Annotated in this window: 23 protein-coding genes; 16 read left to right on the forward strand and 7 right to left on the reverse strand. The window is 69.0% G+C overall.

The window, feature by feature from the left end:
• Nucleotides 1-2: 2 nt before the first annotated feature.
• The 4 genes from ispF (at nt 3) to AB0I35_RS29620 (ending at nt 3,328) form a co-directional block, all read left to right on the forward strand.
• A complete protein-coding gene (gene ispF / locus AB0I35_RS29605) occupies nt 3-473 on the forward strand; it encodes a 2-C-methyl-D-erythritol 2,4-cyclodiphosphate synthase (RefSeq protein WP_181700831.1) in 471 nt (156 codons plus the stop codon).
• 106 nt (nt 474-579) lie between these two features.
• Nucleotides 580-1,983, forward strand: a complete 1,404-nt coding sequence (gene cysS / locus AB0I35_RS29610; RefSeq protein WP_357399612.1) for a cysteine--tRNA ligase — start codon at nt 580-582, stop codon at nt 1,981-1,983.
• Entirely contained in the window at nt 1,983-2,966 is a 984-nt protein-coding gene (gene rlmB, locus AB0I35_RS29615; RefSeq protein ID WP_357399613.1) for a 23S rRNA (guanosine(2251)-2'-O)-methyltransferase RlmB, read from the forward strand. Before cysS ends, rlmB begins: the two co-directional genes overlap by 1 nt.
• Nucleotides 2,967-3,049: 83 nt before the next feature.
• Nucleotides 3,050-3,328 (forward strand): hypothetical protein, encoded by a 279-nt coding sequence (locus AB0I35_RS29620; protein WP_067495645.1) that lies wholly within the window; start codon nt 3,050-3,052, stop codon nt 3,326-3,328.
• Between the two features lies 1 nt (nt 3,329).
• Here AB0I35_RS29620 and AB0I35_RS29625 read toward each other — a convergent pair whose 3' ends face one another.
• The 7 genes from AB0I35_RS29625 to kstR form a co-directional block, all read right to left on the reverse strand.
• Entirely contained in the window at nt 3,330-4,133 is an 804-nt protein-coding gene (locus tag AB0I35_RS29625) for an enoyl-CoA hydratase-related protein (RefSeq protein ID WP_357399614.1), read from the reverse strand.
• A 14-nt stretch (nt 4,134-4,147) separates the two neighbouring features.
• A complete protein-coding gene (locus tag AB0I35_RS29630; protein WP_357399615.1) occupies nt 4,148-5,320 on the reverse strand; it encodes an acyl-CoA dehydrogenase in 1,173 nt (390 codons plus the stop codon).
• A gap of 40 nt (nt 5,321-5,360) precedes the next feature.
• Nucleotides 5,361-6,227, reverse strand: coding sequence for a metal ABC transporter permease (locus AB0I35_RS29635; protein ID WP_357399616.1), 867 nt, complete (start codon nt 6,225-6,227; stop codon nt 5,361-5,363).
• Nucleotides 6,227-6,979, reverse strand: coding sequence for a metal ABC transporter ATP-binding protein (locus AB0I35_RS29640; RefSeq protein WP_357399666.1), 753 nt, complete (start codon nt 6,977-6,979; stop codon nt 6,227-6,229). The genes AB0I35_RS29635 and AB0I35_RS29640 overlap by 1 nt, the downstream gene beginning before the upstream one ends.
• Nucleotides 6,980-7,108: 129 nt before the next feature.
• The gene (locus tag AB0I35_RS29645) at nt 7,109-7,993 is read right to left on the reverse strand and encodes a zinc ABC transporter substrate-binding protein (protein ID WP_357399617.1); all 885 of its coding nucleotides are present in this window, start codon (nt 7,991-7,993) and stop codon (nt 7,109-7,111) included.
• A gap of 219 nt (nt 7,994-8,212) precedes the next feature.
• Nucleotides 8,213-10,795, reverse strand: coding sequence for a trehalose-phosphatase (gene otsB, locus AB0I35_RS29650; protein WP_357399618.1), 2,583 nt, complete (start codon nt 10,793-10,795; stop codon nt 8,213-8,215).
• A 175-nt stretch (nt 10,796-10,970) separates the two neighbouring features.
• Nucleotides 10,971-11,585 carry a cholesterol catabolism transcriptional regulator KstR gene (kstR, locus tag AB0I35_RS29655; protein WP_067495630.1) on the reverse strand — a complete coding sequence of 205 codons (615 nt, stop codon included), beginning with the start codon at nt 11,583-11,585 and terminating at the stop codon, nt 10,971-10,973.
• Nucleotides 11,586-11,714: 129 nt separating this feature from the next.
• Between kstR and AB0I35_RS29660 the strand changes: the two genes are divergently transcribed.
• From AB0I35_RS29660 to AB0I35_RS29715, 12 genes are all read left to right on the forward strand, one after another.
• Nucleotides 11,715-13,814 carry an acyl-CoA dehydrogenase gene (locus tag AB0I35_RS29660; protein WP_357399619.1) on the forward strand — a complete coding sequence of 700 codons (2,100 nt, stop codon included), beginning with the start codon at nt 11,715-11,717 and terminating at the stop codon, nt 13,812-13,814.
• Between the two features lie 16 nt (nt 13,815-13,830).
• Nucleotides 13,831-14,895: an acyl-CoA dehydrogenase family protein gene (locus AB0I35_RS29665; RefSeq protein WP_357399620.1), complete on the forward strand. Its 1,065-nt coding sequence runs from the start codon at nt 13,831-13,833 to the stop codon at nt 14,893-14,895.
• Nucleotides 14,880-16,043 carry an acyl-CoA dehydrogenase family protein gene (locus AB0I35_RS29670; protein ID WP_357399621.1) on the forward strand — a complete coding sequence of 388 codons (1,164 nt, stop codon included), beginning with the start codon at nt 14,880-14,882 and terminating at the stop codon, nt 16,041-16,043. The genes AB0I35_RS29665 and AB0I35_RS29670 overlap by 16 nt, the downstream gene beginning before the upstream one ends.
• 14 nt (nt 16,044-16,057) lie before the next feature.
• Complete coding sequence (locus AB0I35_RS29675) at nt 16,058-17,026, forward strand: MaoC family dehydratase N-terminal domain-containing protein (RefSeq protein WP_357399622.1); 969 nt, start codon at nt 16,058-16,060, stop codon at nt 17,024-17,026.
• Between the two features lie 90 nt (nt 17,027-17,116).
• The gene (locus AB0I35_RS29680; protein WP_357399623.1) at nt 17,117-17,539 is read left to right on the forward strand and encodes a MaoC family dehydratase; all 423 of its coding nucleotides are present in this window, start codon (nt 17,117-17,119) and stop codon (nt 17,537-17,539) included.
• The gene (locus AB0I35_RS29685) at nt 17,536-18,705 is read left to right on the forward strand and encodes a lipid-transfer protein (RefSeq protein WP_357399624.1); all 1,170 of its coding nucleotides are present in this window, start codon (nt 17,536-17,538) and stop codon (nt 18,703-18,705) included. The genes AB0I35_RS29680 and AB0I35_RS29685 overlap by 4 nt, the downstream gene beginning before the upstream one ends.
• A gap of 102 nt (nt 18,706-18,807) precedes the next feature.
• Nucleotides 18,808-19,764, forward strand: coding sequence for a cell division protein ZapE (gene zapE, locus AB0I35_RS29690; RefSeq protein WP_357399625.1), 957 nt, complete (start codon nt 18,808-18,810; stop codon nt 19,762-19,764).
• Nucleotides 19,765-19,903: 139 nt separating this feature from the next.
• Nucleotides 19,904-20,842 (forward strand): DUF4129 domain-containing protein, encoded by a 939-nt coding sequence (locus AB0I35_RS29695; RefSeq protein ID WP_357399626.1) that lies wholly within the window; start codon nt 19,904-19,906, stop codon nt 20,840-20,842.
• Nucleotides 20,843-20,879: 37 nt separating this feature from the next.
• A complete protein-coding gene (locus AB0I35_RS29700) occupies nt 20,880-21,398 on the forward strand; it encodes a hypothetical protein (protein ID WP_357399627.1) in 519 nt (172 codons plus the stop codon).
• A gap of 17 nt (nt 21,399-21,415) precedes the next feature.
• Entirely contained in the window at nt 21,416-22,378 is a 963-nt protein-coding gene (locus tag AB0I35_RS29705; protein WP_067495609.1) for a MoxR family ATPase, read from the forward strand.
• Nucleotides 22,375-23,649, forward strand: a complete 1,275-nt coding sequence (locus tag AB0I35_RS29710; protein ID WP_357399628.1) for a DUF58 domain-containing protein — start codon at nt 22,375-22,377, stop codon at nt 23,647-23,649. The genes AB0I35_RS29705 and AB0I35_RS29710 overlap by 4 nt, the downstream gene beginning before the upstream one ends.
• Nucleotides 23,646-24,092: a hypothetical protein gene (locus AB0I35_RS29715; RefSeq protein ID WP_357399629.1), complete on the forward strand. Its 447-nt coding sequence runs from the start codon at nt 23,646-23,648 to the stop codon at nt 24,090-24,092. Before AB0I35_RS29710 ends, AB0I35_RS29715 begins: the two co-directional genes overlap by 4 nt.
• Nucleotides 24,093-24,130 lie beyond the last annotated feature (38 nt).

Genomic DNA, 24,130 nt, shown 5'->3' on the forward strand with positions numbered 1-24,130 from the left:
AAATGAGAGTCGGCATCGGCAGCGACGTGCACCCCATCGAACCCGGTCGTCCCTGCTGGATGGCCGGATTGCTGTTCCCGGACGCCGACGGCTGCGCGGGCCACTCCGACGGTGACGTGGCCGTGCACGCCCTGTGCGACGCACTGCTCTCCGCCGCCGGCCTGGGCGACGTGGGCGCCGTCTTCGGCGTCGGCCGCCCCGAATGGGCCGGAGTCACCGGCGCCGCCATGCTCACCGAAGTCCGCAGGCTCCTCACCGACGACGGCTACTCCGTCGTCAATGCCGCCGTGCAGGTCATCGGTAATCGCCCGAAGATCGGCCCGCGCCGCGCCGAGGCGCAAAAAGTACTCGGCGAATTACTCGACGCACCGGTTTCTGTCTCCGGAACCACCACCGACGGGCTCGGATTGACCGGGCGCGGTGAGGGTGTCGCCGCCATCGCGACCTGTCTGCTGGAGTGTTCGCAGCCCTGACGGGCCACCCCACCCGACCGCCCCACCGTCGCCGCCTCCGAATCGCGGCGAGCCACGAACCGGCCGGTCAACCCCACTCTCATCCCACCGACTAGGATCGAATGCCGTGACCTTGCGCCTTTTTGACACCGACACGCGGACCATGCGGGAATTCACCCCGCTGGTCCCCGGCCGTGCCTCGGTGTATCTGTGTGGTGCCACCGTGCAGGGTCAGCCCCATATCGGGCATGTGCGCAGCGGCGTCGCCTTCGACGTGCTGCGCCGCTGGCTGCTGGCACACGACTACGACGTGCGGTTCATCCGCAATGTCACCGATATCGACGACAAGATCCTGAACAAAGCCGCCGAGGCGGGCAGGCCGTGGTGGGAATGGGCGGCCACGCACGAGCGCGCGTTCGATGCCGCCTACGAAACCCTCGGTGTGCTGCCGCCGTCGGCCGAGCCACGCGCCACCGGGCACATCACCCAGATGGTCGCCCTGATGGAGCGGCTGATCGAGCGCGGGCACGCCTACGCCGCCGAGGGTGATGTGTATTTCGATGTGGTGAGCTGGCCGAATTACGGAGAACTCTCCGGCCACAAACTCGACGACGTGCACCAGGGCGAAACCCCTACGCGCGGGAAACGCGACCCCCGCGATTTCACCCTCTGGAAGGCCGCCAAACCGGGCGAGCCGAGCTGGCCCTCGCCGTGGGGCCCCGGTCGCCCCGGCTGGCACCTGGAATGCTCCGCGATGGCCGAGTTCTATCTCGGACCCGAATTCGATATCCATTGCGGCGGAATGGATTTGATCTTCCCGCACCACGAGAACGAGATCGCCCAGTCGAAGGCGGCGGGCGACGGTTTCGCGCGTTACTGGCTGCACAACGGCTGGGTGACGATGGGCGGGGAGAAAATGTCGAAGTCGCTCGGCAATGTTCTCTCGGTGCCGAATGTACTCACTCGCGTACGGCCGGTGGAATTGCGTTTCTATCTGGGCAGCGCGCATTACCGTTCGATGCTCGAATACTCCGACAAGGCACTCGACGACGCGGTCGCTTCCTATCAGCGCATCGAGGCTTTCGTGCGGCGGGTGCACGATCGGGCCGGTGCGGTGCCGGTCGGTAAATGGACCGACGCGTTCGCCGCCGCGCTCGACGACGATCTGGCGATCCCCAAGGCGCTCGCCGAAATCCACCGCGTGGTGCACGAGGGCAATCGCGCCATGGAATCGGGCGCACTCGACACAGCGGCCGAACTGGCCGGGCAGGTGCGGGCGATGCTCGGCATCCTCGGCGTCGACCCGTTCGACGAACACTGGTACACCCCCGCCGACAATTCGGCGGCGCTCGACGCGCTCGACGTGCTGGTCCGCTCGGAGCTGGATCGCCGGGCGAGCGCGCGGGCGGACAAGAACTGGGCAGAAGCCGATGCCGCACGGGATCGGCTCATCGCGGCGGGTATCGAAGTCACCGATACCCCGCAGGGGCCGGAATGGTCGCTGGGCGCAGCTAGCGGAAAGGCGAACTGATGGCAGGCAATTCACAGCGACGCGGAGCGATCAGGAAGGGCGGCACCAAGAAGGGTGCTGTCGTCGGTTCCGGCGGCAGGCGCCGGCGCGGCCTCGAAGGGCGCGGCGCGACCCCGCCCGCGGTCGAACGCACCAAGCATCCCGCCGCCAAGCGCGCGGCCGCCGCGGCCAAAGCCAAAGCGGCACAGGGTCGTCCGACCGGCAAGTCCGGTGTGCCGCGCGCCGGTCGCAAGTCCGACGACGGTCCCGAGCTGGTGCTCGGCCGCAACCCGGTGCTCGAGTGCCTGCGCGCGGATGTGCCCGCGACGGCGCTGTACGTGGCGGTCGGTACCGAGAACGACGACCGCCTCACCGAGAGCGTGCAGCGTGCCGCCGACCTCGGCATCTCCATTCTCGAGGTGCCGCGCACCGACCTGGACCGGTTGAGTGCCAACGGATTGCACCAGGGTGTGGCACTGCAGGTACCGCCGTACCGGTACGCCCATCCCGACGACCTGATGGACCGGGTGAAGTCGACCGCCGAGCCCGCACTGCTCGTCGCCCTCGACAACATCACCGACCCGCGCAACCTCGGCGCGGTCATCCGCTCGGTCGCCGCGTTCGGCGGTCAGGGTGTGGTGATCCCGCAGCGTCGCAGCGCGGCCGTCACCGCGGTGGCGTGGCGGACGAGTGCGGGCGCGGCGGCACGCCTGCCCGTCGCCCGCGCGACCAACCTGACCCGCACGTTGAAGGATTGGGCGTCCCAGGGCATCCAGATCGTCGGCCTCGACGCGGGCGGCGACACGACCCTCGACGATTTCGACGGCAGCGTGCCGACGGTGGTGGTCGTCGGGTCCGAGGGTAAGGGCCTGTCGCGCCTGGTCCGCGAGACCTGCGACTCGATCCTGAGCATCCCGATGGCGGGCCCGGTCGAGTCGTTGAACGCTTCGGTTGCTGCCGGTGTGGTGTTGGCCGATATCGCTCGGCAGCGTCGACTGGGCTGAGTTTGGCGTCTGCACGCCACGTCGGCGGCCTAGTTGTGGTCAGCTGACGCTGAATCGTGGTCGCACACCGTAGAATTCGTAGGGTGGCGATCCCCAATCAACCGATCGGCCCCACGGTCGAGCACCCGCAGGCGAACATGATTCTCGTGCTCGGGCTGCTCAGCCCGTTCTGCTGCGGGATCTTCGGGCCGGTCGCGTGGACGCTCGGGAAGCGGGCACTCAACGAGATCGACGCTTCCTACGGTGGGCTCAGTGGGCGTCACCAGGTGCTCATCGGGTACATCGGCGGGATCATCGGCACGATTCTGATGATCTGTTTCGCGCTGCTGTACCTGGCCGGGTCGTGCAACGGGAACTTCTGAGCTAGTCGAGGCTCGGGCGTTCGCCGGGGGCGTCCCAGGCGGGCCACTCGTCGTTGACGCTGCCCGACCACTGCGGCTGACGACGTTCCTTGAACGCCGTCATCGCCTCTCCGCCGTCGACGCTCTTGGCCACGTGCGCGTTGAGCTCGGATTCGAGCTGCCCGACCACGGCGGGGGTCATGCCGAGGCTTTCCCAGATGAGCCGCTTGGTGAGGGCCACGGGGAGCGGTGCGGGGCCACCGGCGATGTCCTCGGCGACGGCCAGCGCGGTCGGCAGCACTTCGGCGGCGGGCAGGCTGGCATTGGCCAGCCCCATCGACTTGGCTTCGCCGCCGTCGAAGGTGCGGCCGGTGAGCATGATGTCGGCGGCGTTGGCGAGCCCGGCCAGGCGGGGCACGGTCCAGTGCGCGTAGCCGTCGGCGAGCACACCGCGCCGGACCTGGCTGAGCCCGTACACGGCGTCGTCGGCGAAATAGCGCAGATCGCACTGCAAGGCGAGCGCGAGCCCGATGCCGACGGCGTGCCCGTTCACGGCGGCGATCACCGGTTTACGCACCTGCCACGGTGACGGGTCGAGCGTCGCGCTCGCCCCACCCGCACCGGCCGACAGGTCGGCACCGGCGCAGAAGGCGGGTGGGGTGCCCGTGATGACGACGGCGCGGATGGCGTCGTCGGTGTCGCAGCGGCGAAGGGCCGCCCCGAGTTCGGCCGTCATGGTCGCCGTGACGGCGTTGCGCTGGGCAGGACGGTTGAGCGTGAGCACCGCGACGCCCGCGCGGACATCGACCAGCAGTTCCGAACTCATGGGATCGAATGGTACTAGCGGCCGACCAGATGTCTGCCGATCGCGTATTTGTGGACCTCGGTCGGCCCGTCGTAGAGCCGGAAGGCGCGCATGTCGCGGAACAGCATTTCCACCACGGTCTCGTCGCTGATCCCGATTCCGCCGAGCACCTGCACACACCGGTCGGTGACCTTGAACAGTTCCTCGGAGACATACGACTTGGCCATCGACGATTCGTGCCTGGCCTGCTGCCCCTGGTCCATCAGCCAGCAGGTGTGCCAGATGGTGAGCCGGCACTGGTGCAGCGCGATCTCGTTGTCGGCCAACATGAACGACACACCTTCGTGCTGCCCGATGGGTTTGCCGAAGGCGGTGCGGGTGCGCGCGTGGTCGAGGGCGATGCTCTGCGCGCGTTCGGCGGCGCCGAGCCAGCGCATGCAGTGCGTGAGCCGGGCGGGAGCCAGGCGCAACTGGGCGTAGCGCAGGGCCTGACCGGTGCGGCCGAGCACCGCATCCGGTGGCAGCGTCAGATTCTCGAACCGCACCACCGCGTGCCCGCCCACGTAGTTGCGGTCCATCGTGTTCATGATCCGCTCGATGACGATGCCCGGCGTGTCGGCCTCGGTGAGGAACAGTGTCGGCCCGGCGGGCAGGTGCGGGTTCTCGGCAAGGTCGGCCATGATTATCCAGGTCGCGGCGCCGTCGGCACCTGTGATGAGCCATTTCTGCCCGTCGATCACGAAGTTCTCGCCGTCGAACACGGCCCGCGTGCTGAGTTGCCCGGGGTCCGAACCAGCTCCGCCCGGTTCGGTCATGGCGAATACCGAGCGCCGTTCCCCTCGGATCATCGGCATCAGATGCTGGTCGATCTGTTCGGGGTCGGCGATCTTGCCGAGCAGATACATGTTGCCCTCGTCGGGCGCCGCGCAGTTCATCGCGACCGGCCCGAGCGTCGACCACCCGGCCGCCTCGTACACCAGCGCCTGCTCCACGTGGCTGAGCCCGAGCCCGCCGTACTCGACGGGCGCCTGCACGGTGAGCAGCTTCTCGGCCCGTGCCAGCTCGACGAGTTCGGCTCGCAACTCGTCGGTCGGCCCGTGCGCGGTGAGCCGCGGATCGCGTTCGAACGGCACGATCCGGTCGACGACGAACGCGCGCACCCGATCGCGCAGGGCGGCCAGATCCTCCGGCACCGAGAAATCGATCATGGATGAATCATCGCGCTGCCGTGCGCGGTCCGTGGCGATTTCAGCGCACGGGCGCGAGCTTGCGCTGCCGGTGCCCGACGACCCGGCACACCAGGTAGATGGCGAACGAGATGCCGGTGACGAAGGTCGACACCGGCACGCCGGGCGCCAGCGACAGCAGCAGCCCGCCGACGGCGGCGACCTCGGCGAAGACCACCGAGAGAACGGTGGCCCGCAGGGGGCTCGACGTCACCTGCGCGGCCGCGGCGGCCGGGGTGATGAGCAGGGCGAGCACCAGCAGCGCGCCGACGATCTGCACGCCGAACGCGGCGGTGATGCCGAGCAGCACCGCGAACACCACCGACAGCGCCCGCACCGGCACTCCGCGCGCCACCGCCACCTCGGGGTCGGCGCTGGCGAACAGCAGCGGCCGGTACACCACGGCGAGCACGGCGAGCACGGCGGCGGTGCAGGTGAGCAGCAGGGCGAGCCCGTCGTAGCCGACGCTGGCGACCTGCCCGGTGAGCAGCGAGAACTTCGATCCGGCGCGGTCGGGGGACAGCCACAGGAACAGCACCGACAGGCCGAGCCCGAACGAGAGCACCACCGCGATCACCGAATCACGTTCGCGCGCACGCGAACCCAGCCACCCGAACAATACGGCCGCGACCACCGATCCGGCGATGGCACCGAACCCGACACCCACGCCGACGAGCAGCGCCGCCGCCGCGCCGGTGAGCGACAGTTCACTGGTCCCGTGGACGGCGAACGACATCTGCCTGGCCACGATGAGCGGCCCGATCAGCCCGGCGAGCAGGCCGAGCAGGGCGGCGGCGAGCAGCGCCTGCTGGACGAAGTCGTAGCCGAGCAGGTTCGCGGTGGTGCCGATGTCGAACATCGACGTGAGCACCTTGGTGAGCTTGTCCATCAGGCCAGCGCGTCCATATCGTCACCGGTGCCGACGACCACGAGCCGCCCGCGCACCCGCAGTACCTCCACCTCGGTCCCGTAGAGCTCGGAGAGGGTCTGCGAGGTCATCACCTCGTCGGGTGTGCCGATCCGGAACTCGCCGTCGACCAGGTACAGCACCCGGTCGACCAGCGGCAGGATCGGATTGAGCTCGTGGGTCACGAACAGCACGGCGGTGTCGTGTTCGCGGCGGCGCTTGTCGATCAGTTCGGCCACGAGGCGCTGGTTGGCCATGTCGAGGCTGAGCAGGGGTTCGTCGCACAGCAGTACCGAGGGGTCGCCGACGAGCGCCTGGGCCACCCGCAACCGCTGCTGCTCGCCGCCCGACAGCGATTCGAGCGGGGCATGCGCGAACTTCTGCGCGCCGACCGCGGCGATGGCGGCCTCGACCTGCTCGGCCCGTTTCCCGCGTTTGCGCCACCCGAGCCCCCAGCGGTGTCCGTCCACGCCGAGTCCGACCAGATCCACGCCGCGCAACAGCACTCCGGCGTCGATCGTCTTCTGCTGCGGGATGTACCCGATACCCGGATTGCCCACCCCGGCTCGCCGTCCGGCGATCTCCGCGCTGCCCGCGGTAAGCCCGAGCGTGCCGAGCAGCACTCGTAACAGCGAGGTCTTACCCGACCCGTTCGGGCCGAGCACCGCGATGAACTCACCAGGGGAAACCTCGAGATCGAGGTCGCTCCACAGAGTGCGTTCGCCGAACGACATCGTGGCCGAGCGCAACCGGATCGCCGGATCCGCTTGCGCGTCTGCCACGCCTGCGGCAGACGCGCCGGTTGTGCCGGGCGCCGACAGGGCGGTTGCGTCGGTCATGAGGTCCTCGATCGGGTTCGAGCGTCAGCGCAGAGCCGCGGCCAGCGCCTTGGCATTGGCCGTCTGCCACTGCACGTAGTCGACACCCTCGGGCAGCGTCTCCGTCACCTCGACCACCGTCACACCGGCAGCCTGTGCGGCCGCGCGCAGGTCCTGGGTGACCTTGTCCTGGGTCTGGGTGTTGTAGATCAGCGCCTTCACTTGCTTGCCGGTGATGAGGTCGCGGGTGGCGGCGACGGCGGCCGGGGACGGGTCGGTCTCCTGCTCGATCGCTTCCTGGAATTCGTGCGGAGTCTTGTCCTGTGCCTTGGCGGCCAGCAGCAGGTAGTGCGCCAGCGGCTCGGACTGGGCGACGGCCGCGTTCGGCGTCTGCGCCGCGATGGCGCCGGTGATGGTGCTGATGCCCATCAGCTGGTTCTTGAAGGCGACGGCACGCTCGGTGTAGGCGTCCTTGTGCGGCGCGTCGATCTCGCCGAGTTCGGCGGCGATGCGGTCGGCGACGGCGGCGACGGTGGTGACGTCGTACCAGACGTGCTCGTTCTCGTCGCTCTTGTCGGTGCGCTGCTCGAACGCCTCGACGGTCCGCTTGTCCTTACCGGAGATGGCTTGCTCGATGAACTCGTCGTAGTGGCCACCGTTGAACACCACGAGCTCGGCATCGCTGATCTTCGCGGTATCGGTCGCCGAGGTCTCGAACGAATGCGGGTCGGCGGCCGGATCGGTGATGATGGCACTGACCTGGGCGTCCGGTCCGGCGACCGCGCTGGCGACCGAGCCCCACACATCGGTGGACGCCACGATCGAGGGAGTGCCGGATTCCTCGGAGCCACCGCCGCAGGCCGTCAGGACGGCGGCGACCGCCACTCCCGCCGTGAGGCCGGCACAGGCACGGGCGATTCGACTGTTCACGCGGGACTCCTGGGGCAAACCACGACCGGACCACACACGGTTGTGCGTCAGATCATAATGGAAATCGTTACCGTTTTAGATTAGCAGGAATGATGCTGGGCCGTGAACGAGGCCACCGGACTGCCGCCCCTGTTTCGCAAGTACATGGGTAATTCATCGGGCACGGGCCGACGTTCCCCTATGGAGAACGTCGGCCGTCTGCCTACCGCATCCCCGCGCCTAGATCTGGCCTGATGTCACGGGGAGGCGGGCAGCGCTGAGCAATTGGGCGCAGCGCAGCAGACCGAGGTGGCTGTAGGCCTGCGGGTGGTTGCCGAGGGAGCGCTCGGCGACGGGGTCGTACTCCTCGCTGAGCAGGCCGGTCGGGCCCGCCGCGGCGACGAGCTGGGTGAACAGTGCCTCGGCGTCGGAACGGCGACCGATCAACAGGTAGGCCTCGACCAGCCAGGCGGCGCACAGGTGGAAACCGCCTTCACCGCCGGGCAGCCCGTCGTCGTGGTGGTAGCGGTAAACCGTCGCGCCGCTGCGCAGCTCGGCCTCGGTGGCCACGACGGTCGCCGCGAAACGCGGGTCCGCGGGGTCGATCAGGCCGCTGAGGCCGATGTGCAGGGTGGCCGCGTCCAGATCGGTGCCGTCGTAGGCCGCGGTGTAGGACTGCACCTCCTCGTTCCAGCCCTTGGCCTTCACCTCCTCGGCGATCGTGTCGCGCAGGGTCACCCATTCGGGATCGATGGCGCGATCGAAACGCTGAGCGAGGGTGAGCGCGCGGTCGACGGTGAGCCAGCCCATCACCTTCGAGTACACGTGGTGCCGCGGGTTGCCGCGGATCTCCCAGATGCCGTGGTCGGGTTCGGTCCAGCGCCGCTGCACCGCGGAGACCATGGCGTGCACCAGTTCCCAGTCGGCGTCGGGCAGTGCCTTGGCCGCGTCGGTGGCACCCTGGCGTTCCCGTTCCTGCGCCAGGGTGGTGATGAGGTCGACGATCGGGCCGAACACATCGAGCTGCACCTGCATATTGGCCGCGTTGCCCACGCGCACCGGCCGCGAACCGGCGTATCCGGGCAGCAGGTCGATGACGGCCTCGGGCGGCAGGGTCTCGCCGTAGATCGTGTACAGCGGGTGCAGCCGCTCCGGGCCGGGCAGGGTGGCGAGCACTTTGTGCACCCAGTCCAGGAATTCCTCGGCCTCGGTGAGCGAGCCGAGCGTCACCAGTGCCTGCGCGGTGAGTGAGGCGTCGCGCAGCCAGCAGTAGCGGTAGTCCCAGTTGCGCACGCCGCCGATGTCCTCGGGCAGCGAGGTGGTAGCGGCGGCCAGGATCGACCCCGACGGCCGGTGTACGAGCCCGCGCAGGGTCAGCGCGGAACGCTTCATCAGATCGGGCTTCAGCGGCGGCAGTTGCAGGCCGGCGGCCCACTCGGTCCAGTACTTCTCGGCCAGCTGACGACGCTGCGACTCCGGCGTCATCGACGGCGCGAGATCGGCCGTACCGCAGCGCAATTCGAGAATCACCGGCGCCACGGCCGGATCGACCACGGCCCGCGCCTGCTCGCTGATGCCGTCGGAGGTGATCTCCCACTGCACGCCGGGGGAGCGCAGCACCATCGGATCGTTGGTGCCGCTCACCCGAAGCCCGTTGTGCACGGCCTCGATTCGCACCGGCACCTGCCCGAACTCCGGCCGCGGCGCGAAGTGCACGACGGCCTTGGCGGTACCGGTGATGACGCGGGTCAGATCGGTGCGGTTGGGGGTCACGTCGTGGGGCAGGTAGTCGGCCACTTGCAGACTGGCCCAGCGGGTTTCGACGGTCATGGTGCCGTCGACATAGCGCTGCGACAGCGGCAGGCTCGGTCGCTCCGGTGCCACCGAGAAGTGACCGGCCGCCGACCCGCCGAGCAGGTGCGCGAACACCGCCGCCGAATCGGGTTCGGGGTGGCAGAACCAGGTGACGGTCGCGTCGGGGGTGAGCAGGGCGACCGAGCGCGGGCTGGCGAGCATGCTCAGCCGCTCGATACGCGGTGCGCTCGCACCGGCGAGCCAGGTGCGCCGCTCCTCGACCAGGAAGGCCAGTGCGCGCGCCACGTCCTCGGTGGAGTCGACGCGCAGCTTGGCCAGGCTCTCGCCCTCGCCGACCTTGATGCCCACGTCGGGCCCCGACAGCACGCGGAAGGCCTTCTCGTCGGTGACGTCGTCGCCGAAGAACACTGCGGCCGAGGCGCTTTCCTGGTGCCGGATGGTGTCGAGCGCGGTGCCCTTGTCGGTGGGGATCACCGCGAGTTCGATCACCGCCTTGCCCTCGGTGACCTGCACGCCCACCCAGCACGCCGGGCCCTGGCGCGCGGCATTCAGTGCGCGCCTGCCGATTTCGGGGCTGGCGTTGCGCACGTGCAGTGCGGCGCTCGCCGGTTTCATCTCCACGGTGACGCCGGGGTTGTCGGCGGCGATCCGGGCGAAGGCGGCGTGGATCTCGGAGAGCAGTTGCTTGGCGTCGTTGTCGATGGCGTGCACGAAGCCGACATCGAACTCGGAGCCGTGACTACCGATCAGTTGCACCTCTACGGGGAGCCGCGACAGCGCGGCGAGGTCGCGCAGAGCTCGGCCGGAGATCACCGCTGCCGTCGTATTGGTCAGCCCCGCGAGCGCGCGTAGCGCACTCACCGATTCCCGTTGGGGAAACGCTTTCGACGGGTCGGACACGATCGGGGCGATTGTCCCGTCGTAGTCCGAGGCGACCAATAGCCGTGGCACTCGTGCGACCGACGCCAGTGCACGGCGGACATCCAAGGGCAGTTCCTGTGCGCTCACGCATCCAACCTAGTGATGGGAGGAGTGGATCAGGGGGCGCCAAAAACAATACTGGGTCAATTCTCGCGCGCGAGCGGCGCGGCGGGTTGTGCGCACGAGTGTCGTCCGGGTAGTCCGCGACCTCGCGGCTAATCCCGTCGGTCCTCGTCCGGCCGTACCGACGGGTAAGCAGGGGTTATCCGCGATCGCCCAGCAACAGGTCGACGGTGAGCTCGAGGCGTTCGGTGACGTCGGTCGCAGATGCGCGCCTGGTGAGCCAGGCCACCAGATTCGACAGCCACACATCGGAGATCACGCGGGCGATGGCGAGCTGACGCTCGGTCGGTTCGCCGTCGGCGATGGCGCGGGCGAACACCCGGTCCATCACCTTGCCCACGCGGTCCACTTCGGCGGCGGCGGAGGCGTCGGCGAACATGAACGCGCGCGTCATGGCTTCGGTGAGCAGCGGGTCGCGCTGCATCATCCGGGTGATCTGGGTGAGCAGGCCGTGCATGCGCTCGGACGGGCCGTCGCCCGCCAGCGGCTTGCGCTTGCTCTCGAACTGCTCGAATTCCCTTGCCAGGGCGGACACCAGCAGGTGGACCTTGGAGGGGAAGTAGCGGTAGAGGGTGCCGACGGCCACGTCGGCGCGTTCGGCGACCGCGCGCATCTGCACCGCGTCGTAGCCGCCCTTGGAGGCGAGCGCGAGGGTGGCGTCGAGGATGCGCTTGCGGCGTTCCCGTTGCGCGGTGGAACTCAGCTCCTCTTCGGACAGTGTCGTCACGGTGGGCGTTGGTGCGGGACTGTCCATCGTGGAAACCCTTTCGCTGAGTACGGCAGGAGAACATGGTTGCCGGTGAAGGTCTCTTGACTTACACCCACCCCGGATATTAGAACATGTTCTAGGAGTGGGAGCCACGCCGGAAGGGCGGTTTTTCTTGTGACCATCGCCACCACTGACGAGCATAAAGCCGCCGCGGCCTCCCTGCGGAGCTGGGCGAGCTCGGCGGCGCCGATTGCAACAATGCGGGCGGGCGGTAGCTGGCGCGAGTGCTGGCCCGCACTTGCCGAGTTCGGGTTGTTCCAGGTAGCGCTCGACGACGATCACGGCGGACTCGGCGGCACCGTCGCCGACCTCGCCGTACTGCTGGAACAGACGGCCGACGACCTGGTGAGCGGTCCGGTGCTCGCCACCGCGCTGGCGGGTCTGGTCACCGGCGCGCCCGACGGGACGCCCTGTGGCGTCGCGCTGCCCGATGCGTCGTCGGGTGCGGCGACGGGTTCGGATGCCGAAGGCTGGAAGGTCAGCGGCACTTGGGAATTCGTCTATGGGGCGGATGCGGACACGCAGGTGCTCGTGCCTGCCGAGACCGCCGACGGCACCCGCTGGTTCGTGCTCACCGACGCGACGATCACGCCGCTGTCCGGCGGTGATCCGACGGTGCCGCTCGCCCGGGTGACCGCCGAGAGTGCCACCGCCGAACGGGGTTTCGCGCCGTCGTTCGACGTCACCGATCTGTTCGTCACCCTCGCGGCCGCCGAACTGGCCGGGCTGGCCGGCTGGTGCCTGCGAACGGCCGTCGACTACGCCAAGGTGCGCGAGCAGTTCGGCAAGCCGATCGGCAGCTTCCAGGCGATCAAGCACCTGTGCGCCTGGATGCTGTGCCGCACCGAACTGATCCGCGCGGTCGCCGCCGATGCCGCCGATGCCTTCGACGCCGGTGGCGAAGAGCTGCCGATCGCGGCCGCTGTCGCCGCGGCCTGCGCGCTCGACGCGGCCGTCGACACCGCCAAGGACGCCATCCAGGTGCTCGGCGGCATCGGCTTCACCTGGGAACACGACGCGCACTTCTACCTGCGCCGGGCAAGCTCGCTGCGACAGCTGCTCGGTGGGTCGGCGCGCTGGCGGGCCCGGGTCACCGAACTCACCCGCGACGGGCAGCGCAGGACCACCGGCGCCGAGCGCGTCCTCGGTGACGCGGCGGGCGACACCGCGTTGTCGGCCGAGATCGCCACCATCGCCGCGCTTGCGGAGACCGAACGCCCGCGCGCGCTGGCGGACGCGGGCCTGATCATGCCGCACTGGCCGAAACCCTATGGGCGAGGCGCGGATCCGATGACCTGCCTGCAGATCGCCGAGCAACTGCGCCGCGCCGAGGTGGAAACCCCGGACCTCGCGGTCGCCGGGTGGGCGGTGCCGACCCTGCTTCGCTTCGGTACCGAGGAGCAGATCGAGCGCTTCGTCTGGCCGACCCTGCACGGCGAGGTGATCTGGTGTCAGCTGTTCAGCGAGCCGGGCGCCGGGTCCGACCTGGCTGCCCTTCGTACTTCCGCCGAGCGGGTCGAGGGCGGATGGGTGCTGCGCGGTCAGAAGGTGTGGACCTCGCTGGGTGCCACCGCTAACTGGGGCATCTGCCTGGCCCGCACCGATCCGTCCGCACCCAAGCATCGCGGTATCAGCTATTTCCTCGTCGACATGCGCGCCCCCGGTGTGGAGGTGCGCCCGCTGGTGCAGATCACCGGCGAGGAGAAGTTCAGCGAGGTGTTCCTCGACGACGTGTTCGTGCCCGACAACTGCCTGGTCGGCGCGCTGAACAACGGCTGGAAGATCGCCCGCGCCACCCTGTCGGCCGAGCGGGTCGCCATGGGCGGCGGCGGGATCGGTGGCGCGCTGGAAGCGCTGATCGCCGGTTTCCCGCCCGGTGGATGGGGAACAGAATTGCGCGAGGATCATTTCGGCGCCCTGATCACCACCTCGATTGCTGGCACATTGCTGGATCAGCGGATCGCGGCGGCCACCGTGGCCGGAGCCGATGCGGGCGCCCAGGCGGCCGTCCGAAAACTGGTCGGCGTCCGGTACCGGCAGGAGCTCGCGGAATATGCACTGGAACTTTCCGGTCGGGAAGGTTCCCTGGATAGCGACGTTCTGAAAGAATTCTTGCTCACACGCTGTCTCTCCATCGCGGGCGGTACCGAGCAGATCCTGTTGACCGTGGCGGCCGAACGGATTCTCGGCATGCCGCGCGATGCGGACAGTTAGCTCGAAGGAGGACGCCGTGGATTTCACCCGCGACGAAAGTGCCGATGCCGTAGCCGAGGTTGTCGTGAGCCTGCTCGAACGTGAGCCTGCCCGCGACATGGAATTGTGGCCGAGTCTCATCGATTCGGGCCTGCTCGCGGTCCCCGTGCCCGAGCGGTTCGGCGGTGACGGAATGGGGTTGCCCGAGGTGGCGGCCCTGCTGATGGAACTGGCCACCGACGCGGCGGCGGTGCCCGCACTGCCGACCTTCGGGTTCGGTGTGCTTCCGCTGTTGCCGGTGCTGCCCGATCACCTGGCCGAACGGGTGCTCGCCGAGATCGGCAAGGGCACCGTGCTCACGGCCGCGCTCAACGAACCGGGCGCGCCGTTCACCACCGCACCGACGACCAAGGCCGTGCGCGACGGCGACACCGTGCGCGTCACCGGCCGCAAGACCGGCGTGCTCTACGCCGAACAGGCACGCTGGATCCTGGTGCCGACCGATGCCGGGGTCGCCCTGGTCGACGGGGTCGCTCCGGGCCTCGAGGTGATCCCGGTGACCGGTTCGGCGGGCGTTCCGGAGGCCTCGCTCGTCCTCGACGAGGTGGAGATCCCCGCCGAGCAGCTCCTGCCCGACGCGCTGCCCGGCCTGCACCGCTATGCCGTCGCCTGCCTCGGCGCGGTGGCCGACGGACTACTCAAGGGTGCGGTGACCCTGACCGCCGAACACGTGCGGACCAGGGAGCAGTTCGGCAGGCCGCTGGCGGAATTCCAGGCGGTGGCCCAGCAGATCGCCGACCTGTACGTGGTGTCGCGCACCCTGCACGTGGCCGCCGAGTCGGCGTGCTGGGCCCTGGCGCAGAACGACGCCTCGCCCGAGCATCAGGACCGCATCGACGAAGACCTCGCCGTGCTCGCGTACTGGGTGGCGGCGCAGGTGCCGCGTGCCATGCAGCAGTGCCATCACCTGCACGGCGGGCTCGGTGTCGACATCACCCACCCGATGCACCGGTATTACTCACAGGCCAAGGATCTCGCGCGGCTGCTCGGCGGCGCGGATCTGCGGCTCGACCTCCTGGGAGCCAGATGTTCATCGATCTGACCGCCGAACAGCGGCGGTTGCGCGAGGAATTGCGTTCCTATTTCGCCGATCTCGTCACGCCGGAGGAGCACGCCGAGATGGCGGTCAATCGCCACGGCGACGCCTACCGCGAGGTGGTTCGCCGGATGGGCCGCGACGGCTGGCTCGGTGTCGGCTGGCCGAAGGAGTTCGGCGGCCAGGGTTTCGGCCCGATGGAACAGCAGATCTTCTTCAACGAGGCGGTGCGCGCCGATGTGCCGTTGCCGCTGGTGACCTTGCTGACCGTCGGCCCGACCCTGCAGAAGTACGGCACCGATGCGCAGAAGAAGAAGTTCCTGCCCGGAATCCTCTCCGGCGACATCCATTTCGCGATCGGCTACTCCGAGCCCTCGGCGGGCACCGACCTGGCCGCGCTGCGGACCACCGCCGTGCGTGACGGCGATGGCGACTGGATCGTCAACGGGCAGAAGATCTTCACCACCGGTGCCCACGAGGCCGATTACGTGTGGCTGGCCTGCCGCACCGGCACGGTCGAAGCCCGGCACCGCGGCATCACGATCCTCATCGTCGATACGAAGGACCCCGGCTATTCGTGGACGCCGATCATCACCTGCGACGGCGCCCACCACACCAACGCCACCTATTTCGACGACGTGCGGGTGCCCGCCGACATGCTGGTGGGCGAGGAGAACCGGGGCTGGCGGTTGATCACCACCCAGCTCAATCACGAGCGGGTGAGCCTCGGCCCGTCGGGCAAGATCGAACAGCTCTACGACCGCCTGCGTGACTGGTCGGCGGCGCGCGAGCTGCTCACCCGGCCGGATGTGCGCCGCGTGCTCGCCCGGGTGCGAACCATGGTGCGGCTCAACGAATTGCTGAACTGGCAGGTCGCCGCCGCCGATCCGGCCGCCGCGCAGAACACGGTCATCGCCGATGCCTCGGCTACCAAGGTGTTCTCCACCGAGGCCCTGCAGGAGGCCGGTCGGCTGGTGGAGGAGGTCGTCGGCCGCTACGGCGACCCCGCCGATCCCGACACGGCCGAACTGCTGGCCTGGCTCGACCGGCGGACCAAACAGAACCTCGTCGTCACCTTCGGTGGCGGCGTCAACGAGATCATGCGCGAACTGGTGGCCTCGGCCGGCCTGGAACTGCCGCGCGTGCCCCGATGAAACAGGAGCGGCGTGTGCCGGAAACTGCTGTGCCCGAGGATATCCACGCGGGGCTGACCGCGCTGGTCGCGGCGGGGGAGAGTGCTCCCCGCGTCGGCCGCGACCCGGTGAACCAGCCGATGATCCACAACTGGGTGGAGGCGATCGGCGACACCAACCCGATCTATGTCGACGAGGTCGCCGCCAAGGCCGCCGGTCATCCCGGCATCGTCGCCCCGCCCGCCATGGCGCAGGTCTGGACGATGACCGGCCTGCACGGCTCGCGCGCCGCCGACGATCCCATCGGCCGCGTCAACGAACTGCTCGACGCGGCGGGCTACACCTCCGTCGTCGGCACCAACTGCGAGCAGACCTACCACCGGTACCTGCGTCCGGGCGAGGAGGTGACGGTCACCAGCCGTCTCTCGGAGTTCAAGGGGCCCAAGCGAACCGGGCTCGGTGACGGCTGGTTCCTCACCTTCACCACCGCCTGGACGGTCGGCGACGAGGTGGTCACCGAAATGCTGTTCCGGATCCTGAAATACGCACCGGCCGTCCCCGCGCCCGTCGATGCCGCCGCCACCTCGACGGCCGCGGTCGAGGTCGCGCCCGCCGATCGGGTGGGTCCGGTGATCTCCCGCGACACCGAGTTCTTCTGGGCCGGAACCCAAGCCGGTGAACTGCGCATCCAGCGTCTGCCCGACGGCACCCTGCGGCACCCGCCGATTCCGGCGCTGTGGCAGGACAAGGCCGAGCCGACCGATTACGTCGTCGCGGCGGGCACCGGCACGGTGTTCAGCTTCGTCGTGCATCACGCGCCGAAGGTGCCCGGCCGGGAGCTGCCGTTCGTGGTCGCGCTCGTCGAACTCGACGAAGGCGTGCGGATGCTCGGCGAACTGCGCGGCATCGACCCGGCCGAGGTCGCCATCGACCTGTCGGTGCGCGCGGCCTTCGAAAAGCTGGCCGACGGCACCGTGCTGCCGTATTGGCAGGCCAAGCGGTGAGCGCGGCACCTCGCCGCGCTTGATCCGTCCAGCCATGGCGGAACAGTGCGCCGAGTCGACTCGCTCTGCCCGTCCGGAAAGGACCCGTTCGTGACAACCACCATCGATCCCGCCGCTCTCGCGGTGGGAACCACTCTGCCGGAGTTGGTGATCCATGCCGATCCCACCTTCGTGATCAGTACCGCCCTGGCCACCAGGGACTTCCAGGACGTGCACCACGACCGCGACAAGGCCGTGCAGCGCGGTTCCGACGACATCTTCGTCAACATCCTCACCGACACCGGCCTGGTGCAGCGTTTCGTCACCGACTGGGCCGGACCGCGCGCACGGGTGAAGTCGATCGCGCTGCGTCTCGGGGTTCCGCTGTATGCCGGTGACACGCTGACCCTTTCGGGCACGGTCACCGAGATCGACGACACCCTGATCACCGTCGACGTCCGTGGCCGCGACAGCCTCGGTGAGCACATCATCGCCACCTCGGTCATCGCCGTCCCCGATCTGGAGCCGAAATGAGCACGCTGTCCGGCCGCGCGGCCGTCGTCGGTATCGGTGCCACCGACTTCTCCAAGGACTCCGGCCGCAGCGAATTGCGGCTGGCCGCGGAGGCGGTCACCGCTGCCCTGGCCGACGCGGGTCTCACCCCTGCCGATGTCGACGGCCTGACCACCTTCACCATGGACACCAACACTCAGGCCGCTGTGGCCAGGGCGGTCGGCATCCCGAACCTGAAGTTCTTCAGCCACATCGGGTACGGCGGCGGTGCGGCGTGTGCGACCGTGCAGCAGGCGGCGATGGCGGTGGCCACCGGTGTGGCCGATGTGGTGGTCGCCTACCGCGCGTTCAACGAACGCTCCGGTGCTCGCTTCGGCCAGTTCTCGCCCGCGCTCGCCGCCGCACCGACGTCCTCGGGGATCGACGCGGGCTGGGCCTATCCCCAGGGTCTCGGAACACCCGCCGCGCAGGTGGCGATGGTCGCGCGCCGGTACATGCACGTCACCGGTGCGACCAGCGCCGACTTCGGGAAGGTCGCCGTCGCCGATCGCAAGCACGCGTCCGTCAACCCGAACGCCTTCTTTCACGGCAAGCCGATCACGCTGGAGCAGCATCAGGATTCGCGCTGGATCGCCGAACCGCTGCATCTGCTCGACTGCTGTCAGGAATCCGACGGCGGTGTCGCCATCGTCGTCACCAGCGTCGAACGCGCCCGCGATCTTCCGCAGCGTCCCGCCGTCATCGCCGCGGCCGCCCAGGGCAGCGGCCCCGACCAGTACGTGATGACCAGTTACTACCGCGACGCCATGACGGGCCTGCCCGAAATGGGCCTGGTCGGCGAACAGCTTTGGGCGCAAAGCGGTTTCACCGCCGACGACATGCAGGCCGCCATCCTCTACGACCACTTCACCCCCTTCGTCCTCATGCAACTCGAGGAACTGGGTTTCTGTGGTCGCGGCGAAGCCAAGGACTTCATCGCCGACGGTGCCATCGAACTCGGCGGCCGCCTACCGCTCAACACCCACGGCGGCCAGCTCGGCGAGGCCTACATCCACGGTATGAACGGCATCGCCGAAGCCGTCCGCCAGATCCGCGGCACCTCGGTGAACCAGGTCGACGACCTGGAACGGATCGTCGTCACGGCGGGCACCGGCGTCCCCACCTCCGGATTGGTGCTGACCGCCTGAGGTTTCGCGCCGGAGTGACTCAGCGCACCTGTTGAGCACGTCACCATGTCTGTTGCCCGGCTCCCTCGCCCCACTACAACTGGGTGGGACGAGGAGGTCGGTGTGACGGTGGTTCTCGATTCCGGGCAGACGGCGGCGGCGCGGCGGCTCGGGGAGTTGCTCGATCGAAACGGGCGGGTGCGTAAACGGGCGCGCGGGGTGTATCTGCACGGCAGGCCCGGGCGTGGCAAGACAATGGTGATGGATCGATTCTTCGCTTCGGCCGATCCGATTCGCAAGCGCCGCTTTCATTTCCACAATTTTTTCGCCGCATTGCACACCGCGGTACACGAACTGGGTTCGATCGAAAATGCGATCGGCCGTTTGCTGGGTGACGCGGATCTGGTGTGTTTCGACGAGTTCCACGTGCACGACATCGGCGACGCCATGCTCGTGGCCCGGCTGCTCGACACGCTGTTCGCCGAGCGTCGCACCCTGGTGGTCACGTCGAACTATCCGCCCGCGGGTCTGCTGCCGAACCCGCTGTTCCACGACCGGTTCGTGCCGACCATCGAGCGCATCCTCGCCAACCTCGAGGTCGTGACCCTCGACGGTCCGCTGGATTACCGCACTCTCGGCACCCGTGACGACCACGGATTCTGTGCCGGCCGATACGTGGTGTCGACGGAGCGCACCGCCGGTCCCGGCGTGGTACTCGACCTGACCGACGGACGAACCGTGCGCGCGGAATCCGTCGACGGCGACGCGGTGACCTTCGCCTTCGAGCACCTGTGCGGCACCGCGACCAGCGCCGCCGACTACCTGCGCCTGACCACGCGTTTCCGCCGCTGGACCCTGGTCGCGGTACCACCGCTGCGCGCGGTGCCACCGGACTGGGCGATGCGGCTGGTGAATCTGGTCGACATCCTCTACGACGCCGACCTGCCGTGCACGGTCCACGCGGCCGAACCCGTCACCGAACTGACCACCGGGGTACCCGTCGTGCCGGACCTCGCGCGCACCGCGAGCCGGCTCGGTGAACTCTCATTAACCGGAGCTCACACCGTTCGCACTGCGTAGCGTGCCCCTTGCCGCGAGGGGGACAATGAATAGGAGGAAATCCAAAAGAGCCGATTTCCTCCCGAGCGAACCGCCCGGCATGTAACTATGTGGCTGATTTGTGCAGTCTCTGGGGTTTGGTGGTACAGCTGTGATCGGGGTGAATCAGCCCATTACGCGGGCGATCGTCGTGATCGCACTGGTGGCCTGCGCGACTTTCGCGTTGCAGGGCAGTCTTCCCGGAGCCGGACCGGACGAGTCATCGGGCGCCCCGTCACCGCTGCTCGTCGCGGTGATGCCGGTGCTGCTGCTGGTTTCGATCGTCATCCTGGTGGCCGGCGTCGTCGCCAGTCAGCATCGCCTCCCGCTCGCCAAGCCGCAACACGAGGACATCGCGCTGCCGAGAATCCAGTGGCGCAGGCTCGCGGTGCTCGTGCCGATGCTCATCGCCTCCGTCGCCCTGATGTTCGCCGCGGGCGTCACCGCTCTGTTCCTGCTGCCCGGCGCCCGGCCGGTGCGCCCGGCCGCCGAGACCCTGTCCGAGGGCTCGGGCCCGGTACCCACCCCCACCGACGCGCCCGCGCCCGACCCCACCGCGGGACCGACCGAACTCACCGGCACCGCCCTGCTCATCGCGGCGGGACTGGCCATCACCCTGATCGCGGTCGCGCTGGCCGGGCTCGCCGCCGTCGCGGTCGCCGCACGGCGTGCCCCCGAGCAAGCCGTCGCCGACGAGCCCGCCGCACCGTCGGCCAGCGATGTCGACTCGCTCACCAGGGCCGCCGAGATGGGCCTGGCCGCGATGAACGCGCCGGGCCAGGACCCGCGCACCGCGATCATCGCCTGCTACGTGGCCATGGAACGCGGCCTGTCCACCGACAGCATCGCCCGCCCGAAGGCCTCCGACACCCCGATGGAGGTGCTGGCCAGAGCCTTCGAGAGCGGCGTGCTGCACGACGCCTCCGCCCGCGAACTGGTCGCGCTCTTCGAGGAGGCCAGGTTCAGCCCCCACTCGATGCTCGAATGGCAGCGCATGCGCGCCGAACAACTGCTGCGCATCGTGCTCTCCGACCTGCAGCGACGGGTGGTGCCCGCATGACCGGCCCACGTCGGGCGGCCCGTCGCGTGGAGGTCGCGTGAATCCCGGGGAAGAGATCAGGTCCAACCGGACGACCGTGGTCGTGACGGCGGTGGTCGCGGTGCTGGTGCTCGAGGTCGTGCTGTTGCGGCTCGACCGCGATCTGCTTCCGCTCGCCGTCGCCTTGCCGGTCGCGGTCGCACTCGGTGTCCTGGTGTGGTCGCTGCGCTACCGGGTGCGGCGCGAGGAGCCGCTCACCGAGTACATCGACAACGGTCCCGCCGAGATGCTCGGCCGCTGGCATGCCCGCGCCGAGATGCTCGTCGCCCGCGCCGACGGTACCCGTGCCGACTGGGACCGGCACCTGCGCCCGCTGCTGGCCAAAGAGTTCGAATTGTCCACCGGCATGCGGGTATCCAAGAACCGCAGAGCCATCGAGGTGGCCGGTCAGCTGCAGTTCGGTCCCGAACTGTGGCGCTGGGTGGACCCGGCGAATTCGTCGTTGCGCGACCAGACGGGTCGCGCACCGGGTAGGGCGGCGCTGGACGAGATCCTGCGCCGATTGCAGTCGATGTGAGGGGTTAGAGGCCACCGATGACAATGCCGTTGAACGTGACCGTCCAGCGCTCCGACGCGGTACTGCGTGAGCTGGGCCGGGTCGTGGTCGGCAAGCGCGATGAGATGCAGCTCATCATGATCGCCGTGCTGTCCGGGGGCCATGTCCTCATCGAGGATCTGCCGGGCCTGGGCAAAACGCTGATCGCGCGTTCCTTCGCGGCCGCGCTCGGCCTGGACTTCACCCGCGTGCAGTTCACGCCGGATCTACTGCCCGCCGACCTGCTGGGATCGACGATCTACGACATGTCGTCCGGGCGGTTCAACTTCCGGCGCGGACCGGTGTTCACCAATGTGCTCCTCGCCGACGAGATCAACCGCACCCCGCCCAAGACCCAGGCGGCGCTGCTCGAGGCGATGGCCGAGGGACAGGTGAGTATCGACGGCGAAACCTACCTGCTCCCACAGCCTTTCATCGTGCTGGCCACCGACAACCCGATCGAGTACGAGGGCACCTACCCGCTGCCCGAGGCCCAGCTCGACCGGTTCGCCATCCAGCTGCGCCTGGGGTACCTGTCCGAGCAGGACGAGACCCAGATGATCCGGCGCAGGCTCGAACGCGGTTCCACCCCACCGCAGGTGGGCCAGGTGGTGGACGCGCAGGGGCTGATGGAGATGCGTCAGTCGGTCGAGTTCGTCACCGTGCACCCCGACGTGGTGAATTACGTTGTCGCGCTGGCCTCCGCCACCCGGAGTCATCCGCAGGTGGAGGTCGGTGCCAGCCCGCGCGCCGAACTCGACCTGGTGCAGATGTCGCGCGCGCGTGCCCTGCTGCTCGGCCGCGACTACGTGATCCCCGAGGACGTGAAGGCGCTCGCCGTGCCTGCCATGGCGCACCGCATCACGCTGCGCCCGGAGATGTGGGTGCGGCGCATCCGCGGCGAGGACGTCATCGCCGAACTGCTGCGCAGGCTACCGGTTCCCCGCGCCACGAGCACATGAAGCACCGCGACGAATCGAAGACCGTCGAGGTCGACCTGCGGTGGCGCCCGGCGCCTTTGGTGTTCATCCTCGCCGGCTGCGCCGCGGCGGCGCTGGTCGTTGCGGTGCTGCGCGGGCAGTGGCAGCTCGTCGTCTTCGCCGCACCGATGCTCGGGGTGCTCGCCACCGCACCGTGGCAGCAGAACCCGACCAGGATCCAGGTCGACGGCAGCGGCACCGTCCGCTGTTTCGAGGGTGAGGTCGTCACCGCCGTCGCCGCGGCGTTCGTCGAGAGCGGGCACGCGCTGCTGCGGATGGCCCCGGTTCCCCTCACCGGTCTCGACCTCGAGGTGGAGGAATCCCACGATTCCGGTGGTGCACCGGCCGGGATGCGGCTGGCACTCTCGGCCACCCGCTGGGGGCGTTACCCGGTGCAGGCAGCGGTGACCGCGCTGAGCCCGGCCGGGCTCGCCGTCGCCACCGCCGAGCTGCCCGCCGCGAATCTCTACGTCTACCCGATCGCCGATCCGCAGCGGATGCGCATGCCGCGCACCGAGCTGCCCGATCGCATCGGCACCCACCTCACCCGCAAGCACGGGCCGGGTGTCGAATACGCCGACATCCGCGCCTACGCCCCCGGCGACCAGCTACGCACCGTGAACTGGCCGGTGAGTGCGCGTCGCGGCAGGCTCTATGTGACCGAGCGCTTCACCAACCGCTCGGCCGACGTAGTTGTGCTCGTCGACACCTCCCAGCAGGCCCCCGGGCCCGCCAGCGACTCGCTGGAACTGTCGGTGCGCGGCGCCGCCCAGGTGGTGCAGTCCACGCTGCAGGCCGGTGACCGCACCGCCGTGGTGTGTCTGGGTGAGTCGCCGCGCTGGTTGCGTCCCGATATCGGACGCAGGCAGTTCTACCGGATCGTCGACACCGTCCTCGGCGTCGGCGACGAACATGTCGAGCACACCGGCACCCTGGCCCCGCACGCCGCGGTGCCGATCGGCGCGATCATCGTCGCCTTCTCCACCCTGCTCGACACCCAATTCGCGCTCGCCCTCATCGACCTGCGCAAACGCGGTCACGTGGTGGTCGCCGTCGATGTGCTGCGCGGTACCCCCTTCGCCGAGGGCCTCGACCCGACCATGGCCAAGATGTGGCAGCTCGAGCGGGCCTCGATGTATCGCGACATGGGCACCGTCGGCGTCGACATCATCGCCTGGCCCGACGGCACCCGCCTCGACCAGGCCATGCGCCTGCTCCCCGAACACCGTCGAACAGTGCGGGTGCGCCGATGACCAGATTCCTCGCCCTGCTGGCCGGCCTGCTGCTCGTCGCCTCGGTCGCCCTGATCAACCCGATCCTCGGCGTACCGGCCCTGGCTTTCGTCATCGCGAGCTGGTGGTGGCGCCCCGCCTCGGTCGCCGCGGTCCTCACCGCCGTCGCCGCCCTCGCCTTCGCCGACGTGGGCGTAATCGCCTCGGCGGCAACAGGTCTGGTAGCCACCACCTATCTTCTCAACGCCGCGGTCCTGCACGCTCCCGAAGGCGTGGTCCCCACGACCATCCCCTCGGTAGGCGGCGCGGTCCTGTTCACCATCGCCGCGACCACCGCGGCCTTGGTCCCTGTCCACCTGGCCTGGGCCCCCTTGGCCGCCCCCATCCTCATCGTCACCATCTACGCATTCCTCACCACCACCCTCACGCCCCGATCCCCCCACACCACCCTCCCCCCACCCTGACCGAGATCACCACGCCCTGGTGGCGGCGACCTCTCGGT

The sequence above is a fragment of the Nocardia sp. NPDC050378 genome (assembly GCF_040655675.1).
Taxonomy (GTDB): Bacteria; Actinomycetota; Actinomycetes; order Mycobacteriales; family Mycobacteriaceae; genus Nocardia; species Nocardia coubleae.

Excerpts from the sequence above, each read along its gene's own strand:
- AB0I35_RS29640 (WP_357399666.1), bottom strand. The coding sequence starts at position 6,979 with ATGTCGTTCGGCGAACGCACTCTGTGGAGCGACCTCGATCTCGAGGTT.
- AB0I35_RS29625 (WP_357399614.1), bottom strand. The coding sequence starts at position 4,133 with ATGAGTTCGGAACTGCTGGTCGATGTCCGCGCGGGCGTCGCGGTGCTC.
- AB0I35_RS29630 (WP_357399615.1), bottom strand. The coding sequence starts at position 5,320 with ATGATCGATTTCTCGGTGCCGGAGGATCTGGCCGCCCTGCGCGATCGG.
- ispF (WP_181700831.1), top strand. The coding sequence starts at position 3 with ATGAGAGTCGGCATCGGCAGCGACGTGCACCCCATCGAACCCGGTCGT.
- AB0I35_RS29685 (WP_357399624.1), top strand. The coding sequence starts at position 17,536 with ATGAGCACGCTGTCCGGCCGCGCGGCCGTCGTCGGTATCGGTGCCACC.
- AB0I35_RS29710 (WP_357399628.1), top strand. The coding sequence starts at position 22,375 with ATGAAGCACCGCGACGAATCGAAGACCGTCGAGGTCGACCTGCGGTGG.
- rlmB (WP_357399613.1), top strand. The coding sequence starts at position 1,983 with ATGGCAGGCAATTCACAGCGACGCGGAGCGATCAGGAAGGGCGGCACC.
- AB0I35_RS29670 (WP_357399621.1), top strand. The coding sequence starts at position 14,880 with ATGTTCATCGATCTGACCGCCGAACAGCGGCGGTTGCGCGAGGAATTG.
- AB0I35_RS29715 (WP_357399629.1), top strand. The coding sequence starts at position 23,646 with ATGACCAGATTCCTCGCCCTGCTGGCCGGCCTGCTGCTCGTCGCCTCG.
- AB0I35_RS29705 (WP_067495609.1), top strand. The coding sequence starts at position 21,416 with ATGACAATGCCGTTGAACGTGACCGTCCAGCGCTCCGACGCGGTACTG.
- kstR (WP_067495630.1), bottom strand. The coding sequence starts at position 11,585 with ATGGACAGTCCCGCACCAACGCCCACCGTGACGACACTGTCCGAAGAG.
- AB0I35_RS29635 (WP_357399616.1), bottom strand. The coding sequence starts at position 6,227 with ATGGACAAGCTCACCAAGGTGCTCACGTCGATGTTCGACATCGGCACC.